This window comes from Pseudoclavibacter sp. AY1H1 (assembly GCF_002931055.1).
Lineage (GTDB): Bacteria > Actinomycetota > Actinomycetes > Actinomycetales > Microbacteriaceae > Pseudoclavibacter.
Map to the genome: position 1 here is coordinate 63809 of NZ_PSXX01000012.1, position 19603 is coordinate 83411.

The following is a 19603-nucleotide window of genomic DNA, read 5'->3' on the forward strand; positions in this document are numbered from 1 at the left end:
GTGCCGAGGTCTCCCTCGGCACCTGATGTCCTGCTCGGCGTGCGGCGCTGGCCGCTGGGTTGCCTCCTTCGGACGGAGGCGGACCCGCTACTGGAACTGGCCGATCTGGAGAGAGTTGAGGAGACCGCCGAGGTCGATGAGCGGGCCGTCGATCAGGGGGCCGTTGATGAGGGCACCGCCGGCCAGCGTCGACACGGAGCTCGAAGCCGACGCGGGTGCGAGCTCGGCGGCGCTCGCGGGAGCGGCCGTCAGGGCGACGGCGCCGAGGGAGAGGGCTGCGGCCGTGGAGAGGCTGGCGATGGTCCGAGTCGTCGTCTTCTTCATGTGTTGCTCCTCAATTCGCTGTGTCCGGGGTTGGTCACGGGGGTCGTTCGGAGCGCATCTGGCGGCGGTTTGGCAACAATCCCGCGTCTCTCGGGCATTTCACAGCTAGCCTGAACCCGTGTTCGACTGGCTCATAGCGCTCCCCCCACTTCTTGTCGTCCTCCTCGTGGCGGTCATCGTCACGCTCGAGAGCCTCGGCCTGCCCCTCCCGGGCGAGAGCGTGCTCATCGCAGCCGTGCTCATGAGCGTCGCGGGCACGGGTATCGACCCCTGGCTGCTCGCCGCCGCCGCGGCCGTCGGCGCCATCGTCGGCGACTCGATCGGCTACTACATCGGCAAGCGCTGGGGCGCACGACTGCTGCGCTACCTCTCGCAGCGGTACCCGAAGTACTTCGGCGTCGCGCGCATCAACGCGGCGGTCGGTCTCATGCAGAAGTGGGGTGCGTACGCGGTCTTCTTCGGACGCTTCATCGCGCTCCTCCGAGTCTTCGCCGGCCCGCTCGCCGGTGCCATGGCCATGCCGTACGGGCGCTTCCTGCTCGCGAACGCGCTCGGCGGTATCGCCTGGGCCACGGGCGTCACCGCCATCACCGTCGCGCTCGGGAAGAGCGCCCTCGCACTCATCCACGCCTTCGGCTGGGCCGCGCTCGCGGTCGCCGCGGTCCTCGTCATCGTCATCGTCGCGATCGTCGTCTATCGAGCCCGGAGACGACCAGAGGGTGCGGAGGCGACGAGCGAGACCGAGCAGGAGCTCGACCTCCTCATCCCCGCGGCGAAGGACGCGCAGGACTCCACCCCGGGAGACGCCGCCGCTCGCGACGCCCTCGCCGCAGCCGTGCGCCCGATCGTCACCTTCGCTCGCCGGGCCCCATTCACGACCGCGCTCTCGCTCGTCATCATCGCCATCGGCATCGCGACGGGGGCCATGTGGCACCTCTCACGGGCGCAGCCCTGGTACGGCGATGTCGCCTTCGGCATCCCGCCGCTGGAGGCCGGCATGTGGTGGACCCCCATCACCGGATCGCTGCTCGGCGGCGGCGCCTGGCACTACGCGCTCCTCATCGTGCAGCTGCTCATCGTCGGCGGCGTCTTCGAGTTCCGTTTCGGCTGGAAGCGCACCGCACTCGTGTTCCTCGGCGGCCAGACCCTCGCGGTGCTCGGCACCCTCGCCATCGTCGCGGCGCTCGCCCCGACCGGCTGGGAGTGGGCGACGCGCCTCGCCGACGACCTCGACGTCGGCGCATCCGGCGGCATCGCCGCCCTCACCGCGGCGCTGGTCTGGGTGCTGCGTCCGCCGTGGCGCCTTCGGCTCGGGCTCGCGCTCGGGGCGCTCGTCTCCCTGCGCCTCCTCTACGTCGGCGACCTCGCCGACATCGAGCACTTCCTGCCGGTCACCGTCATCTTCACGATCTACGCCGTGCAGCGCCATCGCAAGACGGGCCTCGCGACGAGCACGCGCGAAGACCGGCTGATCGCGTTCACGGCCCTGATCGCGCTCGGGGCGGCCCAGGTCGTCGCCGCGTTCTTCTCGCTCGACGGCCCGCTCGGCAAGACGGACGCGGAGACGGAGACGTGGGTGGGCGTCGCCATCGACGTCGTCGTCATCCTCCTCGTCGCCAACGGGATCAGGCGGGGCCAGCGCTTCGCCTGGGTCGTCGCGGTGGCGCTCGGCGTCTTCAACCTCCTGGAGCTCGCCCTCATCGTCGTCGTGGTCGCGACCTCCGGCAGCCTCGACGAGGGCCTCACCATGAACTTCGCCGGCTCCCTGCTCTGGGTGCTCGTCGTGGTCTTCCTCATCGTCGCCCGCCGCTCGTTCGCGGTCCGCGTGCGGCCGTCGAAGAACTCCCTCTCAGGCGAGCGCCGAGGAACGGTCGAGGAAGCTCGCGAGATCCTCCCGAGGGTCGGCGGCAGCACGATCTCGTGGATGACGCTCTGGCCGCGCAACCACTACCTGCTGAGTGCGAAGAAGGACGGCTACATCGCCTACCAGGAGTACTCGGGCGTCGCCCTCGCGCTCGGCGACCCGGTCGCGCCGAAGGAAGAGCTCAGCGACCTCATCCACGACTTCGCCTCTCGGGCCGAGCTGGCCGGGCACACGCCCGCCTTCTTCTCGGCGACCCGCGCGACGGTGGATGCGGCCCCCGCGAGCTGGCAGCGCGTGCAGGTCGCGGAGGACACGATCATCGACCTCCCCGGGCTCGAGCTCAAGGGCAAGCCATGGCAGCCGGTGCGCTCCGCCGTGAACCGTGCAGAGCGCGAGGGCATCCGCTTCAAGATGACGACCCTCGCCGAGGAGCCATGGGCGGTGCTCGCGCAGGTGCGCGCGATCTCGGAGGACTGGGTCGGCGACAAGGGACTGCCGGAGATGGGCTTCACGCTCGGCGGCGTCGATGAGGCCCTCGACCCGGCCGTGCGCCTCGGCATCGCGATCGACGACGACGGCAGCGTGCACGGCGTCACGTCGTGGCTGCCGGTGTACGGACAGGATGGCGCGGTCCGCGGCTGGACGCTCGACCTCATGCGTCGACGTGACGGTGGCTTCAAGCCCGTCATGGAGTTCCTTATCATCTCGTCGGCCCTCGCCTTCCGGGACGAGGGCGCCGCCTTCGCCTCGCTCTCCGGAGCGCCGCTCGCGGGCTCGGGGCAGGCGGAGGCGACGGCGCTCGACCAGGTGCTGAGCCAGGTCTCCGAGATCCTGGAGCCGCTCTACGGCTTCTCCTCGCTGCACAGCTTCAAGACGAAGTTCAATCCGCGATACGAACCCATGTACCTGCTCTACCGCGACGAGGCCGACCTCCCGCGCATCGGCATCGGTCTGACGCGCGCCTACCTCCCGACGGCGACGACGGGTCAGCTCATCAGGGCGGGTCTCGGCGCGGGCAAGTAGCGTCTCGCGTCCTTCGCGCCGAGCCGGGCCGCGTCGGCGAGCCACTGCTCGCGACGCCGCTCGGTCGAGGTCTTGACGGGGGAGTAGCGGGTGACCGCGATGGGCCCGAGGCCGACGAATCCGAGCACGTGGGTCTTGAGCTGCCTGATCGGCGTGTTGCCGGTCAGGCGCAGGTAGATGCCTGGGCTGTCTGCGGTGAGGATGATGCGCGCGCTGCGTCCCTTGAGCAGGCCCTTCGGCAGCGGGCCGGAGGCGTCGTAGGCCATGCGCGGCAGGAGCAGCCGGTCGAAGAACCCCTGCAGGAGTGACGGGACCGAGCCCCACCAGACCGGGGTGACGATCACGATGCGTGCGGCGTCCTGGATCGCGCTCCAGGCTTGCTGCAGATCTGGTTCGAGCTCCTGGCGCCTGGTGTAGCCGCGTCGGAGATTCTGATCGAAGACGAGGTCGCGGACTGCGAGGACCTGAGCGTCGCCGTGGGCGTCGGCATAGCGCGCGGCGAGGGCCGCGCAGAGCGAGTCGGGGTTGGGGTGGCCGTCGATGACGAGGGTGTGCATTCGGGCTCCAGAGCCTTGAAGTGGACAGTGTCAAGATGGGACGACAGCCAGCTTAGCTATGATGTTGCTCATGTCAAGATCGGATGCGCCATACCACCACGGCAACCTCGGCCCGGTCCTCGAGGCCGCAGGCATGGAGCTGCTCGCGCAGAAGTCGCACGCCACGATGAGCCTCCGGGAGCTGGCCCGCGAGGCGGGTGTCAGCCACAACGCGCCGTACCACCACTTCGGAGACAAGGCCGGGCTCTTCAAGCGCCTCGGCGAGGTGAGCATGCAGCACCTCGTGCACGCGGTCAGCTCGGCGGATGCTCCCGGGGCCGCCCCACAGGAGCGTGCCCTCGCGCTCACCGTCGCCTACGTCGAGTTCGCCGTCGAGCATCCACACGCCTTCACGCTCATCTACGACCCGGAGGTCTGCATCCCGGGGGCGCCAAGTGCCACGATGGCGCCACTCATCCAGGAGCTCGAGGGGCTGCTCGGGAATGCGGCCGCCGGCCTCGACGCGGAGGCGAGCCCCGCCAGGATCGAGGCACGTGCCACGGCGCTCTGGGCAACCGTGCAGGGTTTGTCCCACCTCGTGATCGCGGGCCACCTCACGCTCGCCCAGGTCCAGCCAGCGCTCGCCGAGTCGCTTCGACGCTAGGCGGTCATGCAGAACCCGGATGTGACTCAGGAGTTATGCCAGCGACGCGACGACGGCGGCGATCCTGCGTTCGCGAGTCGCGTCGGCCTTCGCGGACTCGACTTTGGTGACGTGGGCCTTCCTGGCGCTCGGTGAGAGGGCATCGAAACGCGCCAGCGCGCCCGCGTCGTCGAGCGCCTCGGCGAGGTCCGCCGGCACCTCCGTGGTGCGCGGCTCGGTGTCGAGCTCGATGACGACGGTGATCGGGTCACCACCCTCTATGCCCGTCTCCTTGCGCTTCTCTGCGCTGAACGAGATGAGGAAGCGCCCGCCCATGACCGCGACAGTGCTCCGGTACGTGTAGCCGTTGACGGTCACGACGACGGCCGGCTTCTTTCCTGCGCCGAGCCGCTCGATGACCTCCACTGGCACCTCGATGCCCGTGTTCCTCCCCACGAGGCTCATGGTCGTCGTGAATTCCATGCCGAGATTGTTTCACGGTATTCCCTGCCGGGATGCCTCGAAATGTCGGCGGCCTGTGCCACGATCGGATGGTGTGACGAGGCCCGTCGTCCATAGGAGAGAAAGGGACGACCATGGCCGTCATCCTCAACCCGTACATCCACCTCCTCGACAACGCGCGCGAGGCGCTCGAGTACTACAGGGAGGTGTTCGGGGGCGAGCTCGTGCTCAGCACGTTCGGCGGCTCCGGCATGCCGATGGACCCCTCCGAGTCGGAGAAGATTATGCACGGCCAGCTGACGACTGCCAGCGGGTTCACGATCATGGCCTCCGACACGCCATCCTTCATCGAGCCCAACCCCGGACGAACGGTCGAGATCTCGCTCAGCGGCGACGCCGCCGAGGAGCTTCGCGGATACTGGGACAAGCTGGCCGACGGCGGCGAGATCGAGCAGCCGCTCGTGCAGGCGCCGTGGGGAGACACCTTCGGAATGCTGGTCGACCGTTTCGGGGTCGCATGGATGGTCAACATCCTGGGAAGCTGACGAGTGCCCGAAATGCGTTCGGCCTGGCTGCGCCGTACACTTGACGCCGACCTACTGCGAGGTGAGTGACCCTGGTGCCATCGAGTTTCGACGTGACGTCGCTTGCTTCTCTCGACACTTCTGCGTTGCCGCGAATCGGACGAGCCGTTGGGCGCGGAAGCGCGCACGCCAAGCTCATCCTGTTCGGCGAGCACGTCGTCGTCTACGGGAAGCCGGCCGTCGCGCTGCCGTTGCGTGCCATGCGCATGCGAGCGACCGCCTGGCGCGAGGGCACTGAGCCGCGCTTCGAGTCCGACCACTACACGGGGCCGCTCGCGGCAGCTCCGGAGATCGTGGAGGCTCCGAGGAAGGCCATCGAGGAGACGCTGCGCGCGATCGGGGGCGAGCTCGCGGGACTCACGGTCGCGGTCCGCGGCAACATCCCGCTCGGACGAGGACTCGGGTCGAGTGCCGCGGCGGCCGGCGCGATCGTCGACGCCGTCTCCCGCCTGCACAACGTGACGCTCTCCGGTGGTGAGCACTTCGCGCTTGTCCAGCTGGCCGAGCAGGTGGCGCACGGCAAGCCGAGCGGGCTCGATGCGCTCGCAACGACCATCCCGTCGCCCATCCGCTTCCAGAACGCGAGCGCCGTGCCCGTGCCGGTCGCCCTCGATGCCTGCTTCGTGATCGCCGACACCGGTGTGCACGGATCCACGCGCCAGGCTGTCGACGACGTGCGCACCTCGCTCGAACGCGACCACGACGCCACGATGTCGATCATCGACGCCCTCGGGGACCTCTCCGACCTGGCCATCACCGACCTCGAGACCAACGAGGCACGCTCGCTCGGCTCCCGGATGTCGGAGGCGCACGTGCTGCTCTCCAGTCTCGGCGTGAGCCACCCAGCCCTCGACGAGCTGGTCGAGGCTGCGACCGGCGCTGGCGCGTTCGGCGCGAAGCTCACGGGAGGCGGGCTCGGCGGGTGCATCGTCGCCGTCGTCGATCGGGGAAACGCAGCGGTCGTCGCGGCTGCGCTGCAGAGCGCTGGTGCGATCCAGACCTGGAGCGTCACCAGCACTGGCACGCCGCTGTGACCGCGACCGCCGTCGCCTACCCGAACATCGCGCTCATCAAGTACTGGGGGAAGCGCGATGAGGCGCTCATCATCCCGCAGACCTCGAGCCTGTCGCTGACGCTCGCGGTCTACCCGACGACGACGACCGTCTCGCTCCTGGGGGAGGGCCAGTCCCACGAGATCCTCCAGGACGGCACGGCTATGCCGGAGGCCGCGGCCGCCAAGGTCGCGCGCTTCCTGGACCACGTCGGCGAACTCGCCGGCAGCGTGCGGTCAGCGCGGGTCGAGACGAGCAACGCGGGACCGACGGGCGCTGGTCTCGCATCCTCCGCCTCCGGCTTCGCCGCGCTCGCAGCGGCAGCATCGTCGGCGTACGGCCTCGACCTGTCGCCGAGGGAGCTGTCGCGGCTCGCACGGCGCGGCTCTGGCTCGGCCTCACGCTCGATCTTCGGCGGCTTCGCCGTCTGGAACGCGGGCACCGACGACCTCAGCTCGTACGCCGAGCCGGTCGACGATGCGCACATCGACGCCGCCATGGTGCTCGGCATCGTCAACGCGGGGGCGAAGTCGATCTCGAGCAGGGAGGCCATGCGCCGGACCGTCGAGACCTCCCCATACAACGCGCCATGGGTCGAGACGAACCCAGGCGAGCTGGCGCTCATGCGCGATGCGCTCCGCCGTGGCGACTTCACGGAGGTCGGCGAGATCTCCGAGCGAAACGCCCTCCGCATGCACGCGGCCATGCTCGGGGCCGTGCCCCCGGTCCGCTACCTCACGGCGGGCAGCATGGCGCTGCTCGATGCCGTCGCCGCCCTCCGACGCGGTGGGCTCGAGGCCTACGCGACCATGGACGCCGGGCCGAACGTGAAGACGCTGTGCAGGGCCTCCGAGGCCCCGGCTGTGCGTGACGCGCTCGCATCCGCGGCCCCAGGCACCGAGTTCGTGATCGCCCCGGCCGGTCCGGGTGTGGCGGTCACGAACGCCGACGCACAGGCAGACGCCGCCCCCGGAGTGGTGCGGTGATCGTCGCCGAGGCACCGGGCAAGCTCTTCGTCAACGGCGAATACGCGGTCGTCGAACCGGGCAGGCACGCCGTGATCGTCGGTGTGTCGAGACTCATCCGAGCGAGCCTGCGGGCTGCCTCGGCCGACGAGGGCAGCACCGTCAGCTCGCACCAGTTCGGCGCGCAGCCGGTCCCCGTGAACATCGACGGCGACCTCGTCTCGATCGATGCCCCCGGGGCGGACCTCGTCCGGGAGTGCATCCGAGTGCTCGTCCAGCTGGCGCACGAGCGTGGCATCGAGCCGCAGCCCTTCGCGCTCGACATCGAGAGCGAGCTCGACGACGTCAGCGGTCGCAAGTTCGGCCTCGGCTCGAGCGGCGCGGTCGCCGTCGTCACCGTCCGCGCCGTGGCGGAGCACTTCGGCATCAACGTCGGCGACGACGCGGTGTACCGCCTCGCGAGCCTCGCCACGATCGAGCTGCGCCCCGCCGCATCGTGCGCCGACATCGCGACGAGCACACTCGGCGGGTGGGTGCACTATGCCTCACCGGATCGCCTCGCCGCTCGCGAGCTCCGACGCCGCAGCGGGGTCGAGGCGAGCCTGGTCGAGGCCTGGCCCGGACTCGTCCTCGAGGCGCTTCCGTCCCCGAGCTCCGTCGTCCTGCACGTGGGGTGGACCTCGGCGCCGGCTTCGACCGCCGAGCTCGTCAGCACCCTGCACGCCGGAGATTGGCGATCGACCGAGCAGTACGCGGCCTTCCTGACGGAAAGCGACCGCATAACGGCCGCGCTCGTCGCCGCCGTGCGTGCCGAGCGCAGCGAGCTGGCCCTCGCGGCCATCCGCGACGCCGAGGCCAACCTCGAGGCGCTGGACGAGCTGAGCGGCATCGGCATCCGCACCGAGGCGCTCTCGGCGCTCATCTCGGCAGCACGCTCGGTCGGGATCCCCGCGAAGACCTCCGGGGCCGGTGGCGGAGACTGCGGCATCGCCCTGGCACCCGCCCACAACGAGGAGCTCGATGCCGCGTGGCGCGCCGCCGGCATCGAGGTCCTGGATCTGCACGTCGTACGGCACCGTCGAGTTGGAGTTCGAGAACATGGCTAACCGCAAGGACGAGCACGTCGACCTGGCACTCGCGCAGCGTTCCGGCATCGTCCGGAACGACTTCGACGATGTCCGCTTCATCCATCACGCGCTCGGCGGGGTCGACCGGGCGACCGTCTCGACGGCCGTGCAGGTGGCTGGCGCGAGCTGGCCGGTGCCGTTCTACCTCAACGGGATGACGGGCGGCAGCGAGCGCACGGGCATCATCAACGGCGACCTGGCGCGCGCAGCTCGCGAGACCGGGATCGCGATGGCCGCTGGCTCGCTCTCCGCCTACCTCAAGGACGCATCGACGGCCGCCAGCTTCCGCGTCATCCGTGACGAGAACCCCACCGGCTTCGTCATGGCGAACGTCAACGCGACCGTGTCGCCGGATGACGCTCAGCGCGCCGTCGACCTGCTCGAGGCGAACGCGCTGCAGATCCACATCAACTCGGTGCAGGAGACGGTCATGCCGGAAGGCGACCGGGACTTCGCCGCGTGGCCCGCCGCGATCGAGTCGATCGTGCAGCGCGTGAGCGTGCCGGTCATCGTGAAGGAGGTCGGCTTCGGACTCAGCGCGAGCACCCTGGAGCGGCTGGCCCAGCTCGGCGTGCAGTACGCCGATGTGAGCGGGCGCGGCGGCACTGACTTCGCCAGGATCGAGAACTCCCGGCGCCGCCTCGGCGACTACGCGTCCCTCGTGGGCTGGGGCCAGTCGACGCCGGAGGCGCTCATCGAGGCTGACTCGAGCACTGCCGCTCTGCCGGTCCTCCTGGCGTCGGGGGGAGTGCGCACGCCCCTCGACGTGCTCCGCGCTCTCGCGCTGGGCGCGCGGGCGGTTGGGGTCTCCGGGCACTTCCTCGAGGTGCTCGTCGAGCACGGGGTCGAGACGCTCATCGAGCACATCCGCTCCTGGCAGGAACAGCTCACATCGCTCCAGACGATGCTCGGCGCCGTCACCCCTGGCGCGCTCAGCCAGCAGGAGCTGGTCCTCCACGGCGCCCTCCTCGACTTCTGCACCTCCCGCGGCATCGACCCGGCCACCGTCTCGCGTGCACGCGGGCGGGGCATTCTCCCATCGAAAGGACAGCGATGAGCACCGAGCTCCTCGACCACGCACCAGTTCCGCTCAAGTGGGTCGGTCCGGTTCGCGTGACCGGCAACGTCATGGAGGGTGAGCAGCTCGTGCCGCTCGCGACCTACGAGCAGCCCCTGTGGCCGTCGGTCGGCCGTGGTGCCAAGATGTCGATGCTGGTGCCCGACGGCATCAAGGCGACGCTCATCGATGAGCGCATGAGCCGCTCGGTGCTCTTCGAGGCAGACGACGCCGGCGTCGCGCTCAAGGCGCTCCGCGAGATCGAGGCGCACATGCACCTGCTGCAGGAGGTGGTCGCGACCAGCAGCCGATTCGCGCGCCTCATCGACCTGCACGCGCAGATCGCCGGCAACCTGCTCTTCCTGCGCTTCGAGCTCACGACCGGGGATGCTTCCGGCCACAACATGGTGACGCTCGCCTCTGAGCGACTCATGGACTTCATCCTGCGTCGCTGGCCCGAGCTTCGCTACGAGTCCATCTCTGGCAACTTCTGCTCAGACAAGAAGGCGACTGCCGTCAACGGCATCCTGGGCCGGGGCAAGAACGTCGTCACCGAGCTGGTGCTCCCGCGCCGCACCGTCGAGCGGTGGCTGCGATCGACCCCTGAGAAGATCGCCCAGCTCAACGTCCGCAAGAACCTCATCGGCACGATGCTCGCCGGCGGTCTCCGGACGGGCAACGCGCACTACGCGAACATGCTCCTCGGGTTCTTCCTCGCGACCGGCCAGGATGCGGCGAACATCGTCGAGGGCTCGCAGGGCATCACCCATGCGGAGGTGCGCGACGGCGACCTGTACTTCTCCTGCACGCTGCCCAATCTGATCGTCGGCAGCGTCGGAAACGGCAAGGGTCTCGACTTCATCGAGGCGAACCTCGCCCGACTCGGCTGCAAGGAAGAGCGAGAGCCCGGAGCGAACGCTCGGAGACTGGCCGTACTGTGTGCGGCAACCGTTCTCTGCGGCGAGCTCTCCCTCATGGCCGCCCAGACGAACCAAGGCGAGCTCATGGCCTCGCACATCAAGCTGGAACGCGCCGCGAACTGAGCGACGCTCGGAGACGATCGAAGACTATGACTACACCAATCGGCATCCACGACCTCGCGTTCGCGACGGGGTCACGCGTGCTCGACCTCTCGGTCATCGCCGAGCGGCTCGGGACCGAACTCGAGAAGTACACGATCGGCATCGGCCAGGAGCGGATGAGCATCACCGCGGCCGACGAGGACGTCGTCACGATGGGTGCGGCCGCGGCCAAGCAGATCATCGACCGGCACGGCGTCGAGGGCATCAGGACGGTGCTCTTCGCGACGGAGACCGGCATCGACCAGTCGAAGGCCGCCGGTGTGTACGTGCACCAGCTGCTGGACCTTCCGGCGACCTGCCGCGTCGTCGAGCTCAAGCAGGCCTGCTATTCGGCGACCGCCGCGCTGCAGTTCGCCACCGCCCTGGTCGCCCGTGATCCCCGTCAGCGGGTGCTCGTCATCGCCAGCGACGTCGCGCGCTACGAGCTCGGCTCGAGCGGGGAGCCCACGCAGGGCGCGGGGGCTGTCGCGATGCTCGTCGCTGCGGACCCGGACCTGGTGGTCATCGAGCCAGGCTCCGGAGTCTTCACGAGCGACATCATGGACTTCTGGCGGCCGAACGGGCGAGTCACCGCGCTCGTCGATGGTAAATACTCCATTCGCGCCTACCTGCAGGCCGTCGAGAACGCCTGGAGCGATTACGCGGCCCAGGGTGGATTCCCGATCAGCGAATTTAGCCGCTTCTGCTATCACCAGCCGTTCACCAAGATGGCGTCGAAAGCGCACCGTCACCTCATCAAGACCGCGGGTGGCGATCTCGACGCCGGGGTGCTCGACGCGCAGATCGCATCGACGCTGAAATACAACAGAATCATAGGAAATACCTACACCGCATCGATCTATCTGGCGCTCCTCAGCCTCTTGGACAGCGATGAGGACCTCGAGGCAGCGAAGATCGGGTTCCTCAGCTATGGCTCCGGAAGTGTCGCGGAGTTCTTCGCGGGGACGGTGCAGCCCGGATATCGACAGCATTTGCGTGCCGAGGAGAATCGGGCGGTTCTCGAGGCGCGAGTCCCCATCGACGCCGCGGAATACCTCGTGTGGCATGAGCGACGCGACCCGAGTGGACTTGGCGAGTTCGCGCTCCCCAACGAGACGCCCGGTCCATTCCGACTGGCGGGATTCACGGATCTCAAGCGGGAGTACACCTCTACGCAGTGATTCCACTGGCCGACGGCGTTAGCATTCGGGTATGAGCGAGAACATCACCGTCGGAGTCGCCGGAAACCAGCCTGGAATCGTCGCCACGCGATGGGCGGCCGCGCGAGCATCTCGCGGTCGGAAACGTCTGAAGCTCGTGCACATCGTCGATCCGAGGATCGCGGGGGCCGGAAACCCAGACCTCCTCATCGAAGCGGAGAGCGCTGCGGCTCGCATCCTCCAGGAGGCCGAGGAGGCGGCGCTTGCCGTGGACGCGGCGCTCGAGGTCGAGACGGCCGTCATGACCGGCGCCATCATCGAGACCCTCACGGAGCTGTCCAAGACGTCCAGCCTCCTTGTGGTCGGCAGCAACCGGGGGGAGTCCTCAGGGCGGGCGAGTGGCACGCACAGCGTGCGCGTGGCCGCAGCCAGCGAATCTCCGGTCGCCGTGATCCCCGATGTCGATCTCTCGGGCCGGCGCGGGGTGGTGGTCGGGGTCGACGGCTCCGACCTCTCGGAGCACGCTCTTGCCGTGGCGGCTGAGGAGGCGAGCCTGAGCGGAGAGCCGCTCATCCCGGTGCACGCCTGGCACGCCCCGAACGTCTACGGCGGCGGCGTCATCGTGACCGGCGACTTCTTCGATGAGCTCCGCCTCTCGGCGGAGGAGACGCTCTCACTGGCCCTCGCCGGGCTGCGGGGGCGCTACCCGGATCTCGAGATCACGCCGGTGGTCGTGGAGGGCATCCCGGACATGGCGATCGTCGATGCCGCCCATTCGGCGTCGCTCGTGGTCGTCGGCAGTCGTGGACGCGGCACCTTCGCTCGTCTCCTGCTGGGTTCCGTGAGCCACGGGGTCCTCGCGCACCTCGAGACGCCGACCATCGTCGCCAAGTAGGGCGTCTCGCTGCCGCGTTTCCCGAGCGTTTTCATGGGGAAGAAGTCGTGAATGCGGCGGGTGAGTGACGAAAGGAGGGCCGGACGGCATTCGCCGTCTGGCCCTCTTCTCTGCGTGCGGTCCGTTCCGGGTTGCCCCTGCGGCCGCTCAGTCCCGCAGCTTAGGAGTTCGCCGCTTCGAAGTCCTCGATGATCGAGCCGGGAATGCGGCCTCGGTCGGAGATCTTGTGTCCTTCAGCGCGAGCCCAGGCACGAATTGCCGCGAGGTCGCGCTTCGGACGGCTGGAGCTGGAACCCGTCGACTTGTTCTTGCGGGTCTTCGCTACCGTGCGGGCCGCCGACACGTAGTCAGCGAGCGCGTCGCGCAGCTTCTTGGCGTTCGCGTCCGAGAGATCGATTTCGTAGTCGGTTCCGTCGAGGGCGAATTGGACGGTCTCGCCTTCGCCTTCGGCGAGTGAACTCGAGTCGATGTCGTCGACGAGCTGATAGATGACTTTCCGAGCCATGTGGATCCCCTTCGTTTAATGCAGAGCGAATACATGCTAGATGATTATCCGGTGATTTGAATCCAGGTTCGTCCAGAAGGCCGAAGTCGGTGCCGAATTCCCCGAACACTAGGTGACGACACGACGAGGTCACGCACAGCCGAAGGGATTTCGGTTGCCGATCCCGCGGCCCGCCGGAATGCCACTCGGACGCTCGGGAGCGAATGACGGCACCTCAGAGCGGACTGGTGGCTGGTGCGGGCAGGATACGATTTCGACAGCTATGAATGTTCTTCAGGGATTCGCGGTCATCGCCGTCATCGTCACGGTGGGCGTGTTCCTGGCACGCAGTGGCGTGCTCGGGCAGACCGGGCAGACCGGCCTCTCGAAGCTCGCGTTCAACGTGGCGACGCCGGCGCTGCTCTTCACGCTCATGGCAGACGCGCACCTCGAGGTCCTCTACTCGAGCCAGTTCGTCGTGACCGCGATCGCGATGACTGCCGTGGCACTCGTGTACGGCGCCATCGGCGCGCTGCGCAAGTGGGGGCTCGGCACGACGACCTCAGGTGCGATGGCGGCAAGCTACGTCAATGCCGGCAACCTCGGCATCCCCATCGCCGTGTATGTCCTCGGTGATGCGACGCTGGTCGCTCCGGTGATGCTCGGACAGCAGCTCATCATGGGTCCCATCTTCATGACCCTGCTCGATATCGCCTCGCGGGCCGAGGACGCGCCGAGGCTCCGCTGGTGGCAGATCGTGCTGCGTCCGTTCCGGAACCCCATCGTCATCGGTGCGCTCGCCGGCATCGTCGTGAGCGCATCCGGCATCACCATCCCGCCCTTCCTGCTCGATCCGCTCGAGCTGCTGGGGGGCATGAGCGTTCCTGCCATGCTGCTCGCGTTCGGCATGTCCCTGTGGGGCAACGCGATCCCCTTCCGGGAGCCAGAGCGGGCTCCTGCGATCGTGGCCACCGTGCTCAAGGTATTCGTGCATCCGGCGCTCGCCTGGCTCATCGGGGCGTGGCTCTTCGGCCTCGATGGGGCGGCTCTGCTCATCGTGGTCGTCACCGCGGCCCTGCCCTCCGCGCAGAACGTCTTCACCTACGCCAGCAACTACGGGGTGGGGATGAGGGTCGCGCGCGAAGCGATCCTGGCGTCGACGTTCCTGTCTGTTCCGGTCATCTTCGTCGTCTCGCTGCTGCTCTCGAAGTAACGAGAGCAGATTGACGCTGGCGCTTCGAATTCGAGGCGGGCTAGCGTGGGGGCATGGAGCTCTGGCGCGGGGAACTGCGATGGCCGATCAAGTCGTCCTTCGTCGAGTACGTGCGTCGCTCCGGCGGCAAGGTGCTGCTCGAGGGTGGCGCGTTCGTCGACGACGAGGAGTTCGCCTACCCGCGCGGAGCCACCGACTCGGCGTGGCTGGCCGGCGACGCCCCCATGGGCAGCGCCTCCTTCACCGGAGCCGTTCGCCTCACCGGGCACGGCGGCATGCTCGACGTCAGCTTCCGGAACCCGCAGCTCGTCTTCGAGGGTGAGGACGCGAGGCTCGTCGTGCAGGGTGAGGGCGGCGAGCTCATCGACTTCGCCAGCTGCGAGATCGGGACTCCGCTCGTGCGCGACGACGTCGCCGAGTGGCTCGGGGTGCGGGTGATCCTCACTCCGGAGGGCTCGAGGGTCTTCAACGGCATGTACCGCCCGTACTCGGAGATGGACTCCCTGAACTTCACGCTCGCCCTGGGTAGGGCGCAATCCCCGCGGGAGGAGCCCGCCTAGCGGGTCGCGTCGGGTGCCTGTGCCGGTGCCTGCGTGAGGTCGGGCAGGATGCCAGCTTCGGTCAGCTGCTTGGCGAGTCCCGCGCCGTCCGGAGCGTAGACCCACGGAATGGGCGCGTTCTTGCGCCAGTGCGCACTGGCCGCGCGTCCACCCGCCAGCACTGCCTCGCTGGTGGACAGCTGACGGATGGCGATCGCGAGCACGCGATCTGGGTGGCGGCTCGTGAACTCGCCGTAGATCTGCTCGTCATGCTGTCCGTCGTCGCCGACGAGGATCCACTTGATGTCCGGGAACTCCCGCGCGAGGCGGTCGAGGTTGGAGACCTTGTGCTCGAGCCCGGAGCGGAAGATGCGATCCGGGGTTGGCCCCCAGTCGGTGAGCAGGAGCGGACCGGCGGGGTAGAGGTTTCGCCCGAGGAAGCGCGCGAGCGTCGGGGCGACGTTCCAGGGGCCCGTCGACAGGTAGACGACGGGGGTCTCGCTGCGCCCGAATGAGGTCAGGATGCGCTCGGAGAGCACGCTCATGCCCGGGGTCGGTGTGCGCGCGTGCACGTCGAGGACGAAGGTGTTCCAGGCTGCGAGCATCGGACGAGGCAGCGCCGTCACCATGACGGTGTCGTCGATGTCGGAGAGCAGCCCGACGCGCTGCTCGTCGGCGACGATGAAGACAGGCGCGGTGCTCGTCTGGCGGTCGAAGCTCTCGAACGTGATGGTGTTCCACCCGGGCTTGAGGTTCGCGGGCAGGTTGATGTCCACGATGCCGCCGCGGTCGGCTTTGACCGAGTGTCGAACGCCGTCGATGATGACGGTCGCGGGGACGTTGCCTGCGGAGACGCGCGCGAAGCTCCGCCATCCGCGGACGACCGATTCGCGGCGCTTGCGCCTGAGCAGCCTGGAGAGGCTGAATCGGCGCCGGTTGCCTGGAGGCGCCATGTGGACCCGCGCGAGGGCGCGAACCCAGGACGTTGTCCCGTACCCGGTATAGGGCTCGAGGACCGTGAGGTAGCCGCGCTTGCGGACGAGCTTCACGCGCACGAGGCGCACTCGGTCCTCGATGCGGAAGGCGTTGTCGATCACGGCCCTGACGGGCTTGAGGCTCAGAAGCCAGCGCTCGAGCGGGGACTGGGCGTCGGAGGTCGGCGTCACCCGCTCATCCTCGCACGCCCGCGGTCTCGGCGTCTGAGTCGTCGTGGCCCGTCGGGGCGTCGGAGGCGGCTGGAGTGGCTGATGCAGCGGCAGCCTGCGCGTTCGCTTCGTCGAGATCGCGGTTCATGACCTTGCCGACGGCGCGCTTGACCAGCCACATGATCAGGAGGAACACGACGATGACGCCGACGAAGAGGTAGCCAGCCCAATGCAGTGACGACGAGAGCTCGCGGAAGCTAGCGGACGCTCCGGCTGCGGCGCTCACGTAGGCCGTCGACCAGATGACGCAGGCGGGGATGGTCCAGGCGAGGAAGCGCCGGTAGCGCATGCCGCCCATCCCTGCCGTCAGCGGCACGAGGGAGTGGAGCACGGGCAGGAAGCGGGAGATGAGGACCGCGGGGCCGCCTCGACGCTGGATGAGGAGCTCCGCGCGCTGCCATCGCTCGTCTCCGAGCCAGCGGCCGACTCGTGACGCGCGGATCCTCGGTCCGAACGTGCGACCGAGCCAGAACCCGAAGGATTCGCCAAGCAGTGCGCCCACGATGGAGGCCGCGATCGTCAGGACCCAGGGGAGTGGTGCGTCGATGCCGGTGCTCAGGGCGAGCAGGACCGTCTCGCCGGGCACGATGAGGCCGATGAGCACGCTCGTCTCGAGCAGGATCGCGACGCCGACCAGCACGATCCGCCACACCGGAGGCACGGACTCGATGTACTGGAGGGCGGTCTCGATCAGCTCGTTCATGCTCTGCTCCCCGCATCCATGTCGCAGACTCTAGGGCCCGAACTTTGGCATCCCTGGAGATTCCCCTCCGTTATCATTTCGTTACATCCACTACAATATGTAGAAGTACCTGATCCGAAGGTGAAAACAGCAGAACTTAGGGTGTCCTATTCGACACGATGTAGTAGTCGGGGCGGCGTAGCATTGGGCCAGGAGTCGCGCTGCGATCCCGGGGCATCACGCCCAACCTCAGACGCATCAGGAGGCACTGTGGACGCCCTGCTGGATCCACTCATACTCGCGCGGTGGCAGTTCGGTGTCACGACCATCTACCACTTCCTCTTCGTGCCCGTCACTCTCGGGCTGGTCCTCGCCATCGCCATCTGGCAGACGGCCTGGGTCCGCACGGGCAAGGTCACCTACCTTCGCCTCACGAAGCTCTTCGGCAAGATGTTCCTGATCAACTTCGCCATGGGCGTCGTGACCGGCATCGTGCAGGAGTTCCAGTTCGGCATGAACTGGTCCGACTACTCGCGCTTCGTCGGCGACGTCTTCGGTGCGCCGCTCGCGTTCGAGGGGCTCGTCGCCTTCTTCCTCGAGGCCACGTTCATCGGCCTGTGGATCTTCGGCTGGGACAAGCTGCCGCCGAAGCTGCACCTCGCGACCATCTGGCTCACGATGATCGGTACGTGGACCTCCGCCTACTTCATCCTCGCCGCCAACGCGTTCATGCAGAACCCGGTCGGCTACGAGATGAACGAGGCCAACGGGCGAGCTGAGCTCGTCGACTTCGGCGCGGTGCTCACCAACCCCGTCGCGATGGCGGCGCTGCCGCACACGATCTTCGCCTCCCTCATGGTGGGCGCGGCGATCATCATCGCGACCGCCGCCTGGCACCTGAAGCGCGACCAGAACCACGACGTCATGCAGCCAGCGCTGAAGTTCGGCCTCTGGTTCATGCTCGTCGGCGGCGTCGGCACGATGCTCAGCGGCGACCAGCTGGGCCTCGCCATGGTCGAGGCCCAGCCCATGAAGATGGCCGCGGCCGAGGCGCTCTACACGACCGCGACCGGCGCAGACGCCTCCTTCTCGATCTTCACGTGGGGCACCCCGGACGGCTCGTCCGAGCTGTTCTCCATCCGCATCCCCTACCTCCTCTCCTTCCTGTCGACGCACACCTTCGACGGCACCGTCGAGGGCATCAACGACCTGCAGGCCCAGTACACGGCGCTCTACGGCCCTGGCGACTACGCCCCGGTCATCTGGGTCACCTACTGGGCGTTCCGCTGGATGATGGGCTTCGGCATGGCCTCCATCGCGGTCGCCGTCGCCGGTCTCTGGGTCACGCGCAAGAAGGCGAAGAACCCGCCGAAGAAGTGGATGTGGAACCTCGCGATCCTCACGGTGCTGTTCCCGACGCTCGGCATCACGGTCGGCTGGATCTTCACCGAGATGGGCCGCCAGCCTTGGCTGGTCTTCGGCCTCCTCAAGACGGAGGCGGGCGTCTCGCCCAACGTGAGCGGACTCAGCGTGCTCATCTCGCTCGTCGCCTTCACGCTCGTCTACGCGATCCTCGCCGTCGTCGAGGTCAAGCTGCTGCTGAAGGCCGCGCAAGAAGACCCGCCGAGTTTCGATTCCAACGCAGATGGCACCGTCGATGACGTTGCCGCCGTCAAGGTGAAAGCGAGCGTCTACTGATGGATCTGCAAGTCCTCTGGTTCTGGATCGTCGCCTTCTTCTTCGTCGGCTACTTCGTGCTCGACGGCTTCGACTTCGGCGTCGGCATCGCCCTCCCGTTCATCGGCAAGGACGACACCGACCGACGCGTGCTCATCAACACGATCGGCCCCATCTGGGACCTCAACGAGACCTGGGTCATCGTGGCCGGGGCCGCACTCTTCGCGTCCTTCCCGGAGTGGTACGCGACGATCTTCTCCGGCTTCTACCTGCCGCTGCTGCTCATCCTGCTCGCGCTCATCGTGCGCGGCGTCTCGTTCGAGTACCGCCACCAGGGCAAGGGCGTGGAGTGGACGAGGTGGTTCGACTGGATGATCTTCGTCGGCTCGGCCGTCCCGGCCCTCCTCTGGGGTGTCGCGTTCGCGAACATCACGCAGGGCCTCGCGCTCGACGAGAACTTCAACTACATCGGCTCGTTCTTCGACCTGCTGAACCCGTACGCCCTGCTTGGCGGGCTCACGACGCTCACGCTGTTCTTCTACCATGGGCTGGTGTTCATCACTCGGAAGACGGAAGGTGACATCCGCGACCGTGCACGATCCCTCGCGCTGAAGGTCGGCGTCGTCGTCGCGGTGCTCGCGATCGCCTTCCTCGGCTGGACCGTCGTCGCGCACTTCTCGGTCGCAGGTCTTGCCCTCGCGCTCGTCGCCGTCCTCGCGTTCGTCGGCTCCTACATCAGCACGCTGCTGGGGCGTGACGGCATCGCCTTCGCGCTCGGCGCGCTGACCGTGGCGGCAGCGGTGCTGACGCTCTTCGCCTCGCTCTTCCCGAACCTGCTGCCCAACACGCTCGACCCCTCCAACCCGCTGACGATCACCAACGGCTCGTCCAGCGACTACACGCTCGGCATCATGAGCTGGGCGGCGCTCATCATCGTCCCGTTCGTCCTCGGCTACCAGGCTTGGACCTTCTGGGTCTTCCGCAAGCGCATCAGCAGGAAGACGATCACGGGAGACGCGCACGAGGAGCCAGCGGTCGTCGCCGCCTGAC

Annotated in this window: 20 protein-coding genes; 14 read left to right on the forward strand and 6 right to left on the reverse strand. The window is 68.0% G+C overall.

Going from position 1 to position 19603, the window contains the following annotated elements; all coding sequences use genetic code 11:
- Positions 1-87 precede the first annotated feature (87 nt).
- Positions 88-324, reverse strand: coding sequence for a hypothetical protein (locus C5E05_RS16105; RefSeq protein WP_104240838.1), 237 nt, complete (start codon positions 322-324; stop codon positions 88-90).
- Between the two features lie 118 nt (positions 325-442).
- Between C5E05_RS16105 and C5E05_RS16110 the strand changes: the two genes are divergently transcribed.
- On the forward strand, positions 443-3211 hold the full coding sequence (locus tag C5E05_RS16110; protein ID WP_104342505.1) for a rhomboid family intramembrane serine protease: 2769 nt from the start codon (positions 443-445) through the stop codon (positions 3209-3211).
- Here the strand turns inward: C5E05_RS16110 and C5E05_RS16115 are convergent.
- Positions 3175-3768, reverse strand: coding sequence for an NAD(P)H-dependent oxidoreductase (locus C5E05_RS16115; protein WP_104298937.1), 594 nt, complete (start codon positions 3766-3768; stop codon positions 3175-3177). The genes C5E05_RS16110 and C5E05_RS16115 overlap by 37 nt on opposite strands.
- A gap of 70 nt (positions 3769-3838) precedes the next feature.
- Here C5E05_RS16115 and C5E05_RS16120 point away from each other — a divergent pair, with 70 nt between their 5' ends.
- Entirely contained in the window at positions 3839-4411 is a 573-nt protein-coding gene (locus C5E05_RS16120) for a TetR/AcrR family transcriptional regulator (RefSeq protein ID WP_104342506.1), read from the forward strand.
- 33 nt (positions 4412-4444) lie between these two features.
- Here C5E05_RS16120 and C5E05_RS16125 read toward each other — a convergent pair whose 3' ends face one another.
- Positions 4445-4873, reverse strand: coding sequence for a YdeI/OmpD-associated family protein (locus C5E05_RS16125; RefSeq protein WP_104342507.1), 429 nt, complete (start codon positions 4871-4873; stop codon positions 4445-4447).
- 113 nt (positions 4874-4986) lie between these two features.
- On the opposite strand from C5E05_RS16125, the gene C5E05_RS16130 reads away from it, so the two are divergent.
- From C5E05_RS16130 to C5E05_RS16165, 8 genes are all read left to right on the forward strand, one after another.
- The gene (locus C5E05_RS16130; RefSeq protein ID WP_104240842.1) at positions 4987-5397 is read left to right on the forward strand and encodes a VOC family protein; all 411 of its coding nucleotides are present in this window, start codon (positions 4987-4989) and stop codon (positions 5395-5397) included.
- 125 nt (positions 5398-5522) lie between these two features.
- Entirely contained in the window at positions 5523-6470 is a 948-nt protein-coding gene (gene mvk, locus C5E05_RS16135; protein WP_104306381.1) for a mevalonate kinase, read from the forward strand.
- Positions 6467-7474, forward strand: a complete 1008-nt coding sequence (gene mvaD / locus C5E05_RS16140) for a diphosphomevalonate decarboxylase (protein WP_219819561.1) — start codon at positions 6467-6469, stop codon at positions 7472-7474. The genes mvk and mvaD overlap by 4 nt, the downstream gene beginning before the upstream one ends.
- Entirely contained in the window at positions 7471-8559 is a 1089-nt protein-coding gene (locus tag C5E05_RS16145; protein WP_181059690.1) for a phosphomevalonate kinase, read from the forward strand. Before mvaD ends, C5E05_RS16145 begins: the two co-directional genes overlap by 4 nt.
- The gene (gene fni, locus C5E05_RS16150) at positions 8552-9637 is read left to right on the forward strand and encodes a type 2 isopentenyl-diphosphate Delta-isomerase (protein WP_104240844.1); all 1086 of its coding nucleotides are present in this window, start codon (positions 8552-8554) and stop codon (positions 9635-9637) included. The genes C5E05_RS16145 and fni overlap by 8 nt, the downstream gene beginning before the upstream one ends.
- On the forward strand, positions 9634-10680 hold the full coding sequence (locus C5E05_RS16155) for a hydroxymethylglutaryl-CoA reductase (RefSeq protein ID WP_104240845.1): 1047 nt from the start codon (positions 9634-9636) through the stop codon (positions 10678-10680). The genes fni and C5E05_RS16155 overlap by 4 nt, the downstream gene beginning before the upstream one ends.
- A gap of 26 nt (positions 10681-10706) precedes the next feature.
- Positions 10707-11879 carry a hydroxymethylglutaryl-CoA synthase gene (locus tag C5E05_RS16160; RefSeq protein WP_104240846.1) on the forward strand — a complete coding sequence of 391 codons (1173 nt, stop codon included), beginning with the start codon at positions 10707-10709 and terminating at the stop codon, positions 11877-11879.
- A 31-nt stretch (positions 11880-11910) separates the two neighbouring features.
- A complete protein-coding gene (locus C5E05_RS16165) occupies positions 11911-12753 on the forward strand; it encodes a universal stress protein (RefSeq protein ID WP_104342509.1) in 843 nt (280 codons plus the stop codon).
- A gap of 160 nt (positions 12754-12913) precedes the next feature.
- On the opposite strand, the gene C5E05_RS16170 is transcribed toward C5E05_RS16165, so the two are convergent.
- Positions 12914-13258, reverse strand: coding sequence for an Lsr2 family protein (locus tag C5E05_RS16170; RefSeq protein WP_104240848.1), 345 nt, complete (start codon positions 13256-13258; stop codon positions 12914-12916).
- A gap of 262 nt (positions 13259-13520) precedes the next feature.
- Between C5E05_RS16170 and C5E05_RS16175 the strand changes: the two genes are divergently transcribed.
- Entirely contained in the window at positions 13521-14450 is a 930-nt protein-coding gene (locus C5E05_RS16175) for an AEC family transporter (protein ID WP_104240849.1), read from the forward strand.
- A 53-nt stretch (positions 14451-14503) separates the two neighbouring features.
- A complete protein-coding gene (locus C5E05_RS16180; RefSeq protein ID WP_104240850.1) occupies positions 14504-15010 on the forward strand; it encodes an HtaA domain-containing protein in 507 nt (168 codons plus the stop codon).
- Here C5E05_RS16180 and C5E05_RS16185 read toward each other — a convergent pair.
- Positions 15007-16155 carry a phosphatase domain-containing protein gene (locus C5E05_RS16185; protein ID WP_308471580.1) on the reverse strand — a complete coding sequence of 383 codons (1149 nt, stop codon included), beginning with the start codon at positions 16153-16155 and terminating at the stop codon, positions 15007-15009. The two genes, C5E05_RS16180 and C5E05_RS16185, sit on opposite strands and share 4 nt — an antisense overlap.
- A 4-nt stretch (positions 16156-16159) precedes the next feature.
- Complete coding sequence (locus C5E05_RS16190; protein WP_104342510.1) at positions 16160-16897, reverse strand: DedA family protein; 738 nt, start codon at positions 16895-16897, stop codon at positions 16160-16162.
- 249 nt (positions 16898-17146) lie between these two features.
- Between C5E05_RS16190 and C5E05_RS16195 the strand changes: the two genes are divergently transcribed.
- Both C5E05_RS16195 and cydB read left to right on the forward strand, forming a co-directional pair.
- A complete protein-coding gene (locus C5E05_RS16195; protein WP_104240852.1) occupies positions 17147-18574 on the forward strand; it encodes a cytochrome ubiquinol oxidase subunit I in 1428 nt (475 codons plus the stop codon).
- Positions 18574-19602, forward strand: a complete 1029-nt coding sequence (gene cydB / locus C5E05_RS16200; RefSeq protein ID WP_104240853.1) for a cytochrome d ubiquinol oxidase subunit II — start codon at positions 18574-18576, stop codon at positions 19600-19602. The genes C5E05_RS16195 and cydB overlap by 1 nt, the downstream gene beginning before the upstream one ends.
- Position 19603 lies beyond the last annotated feature (1 nt).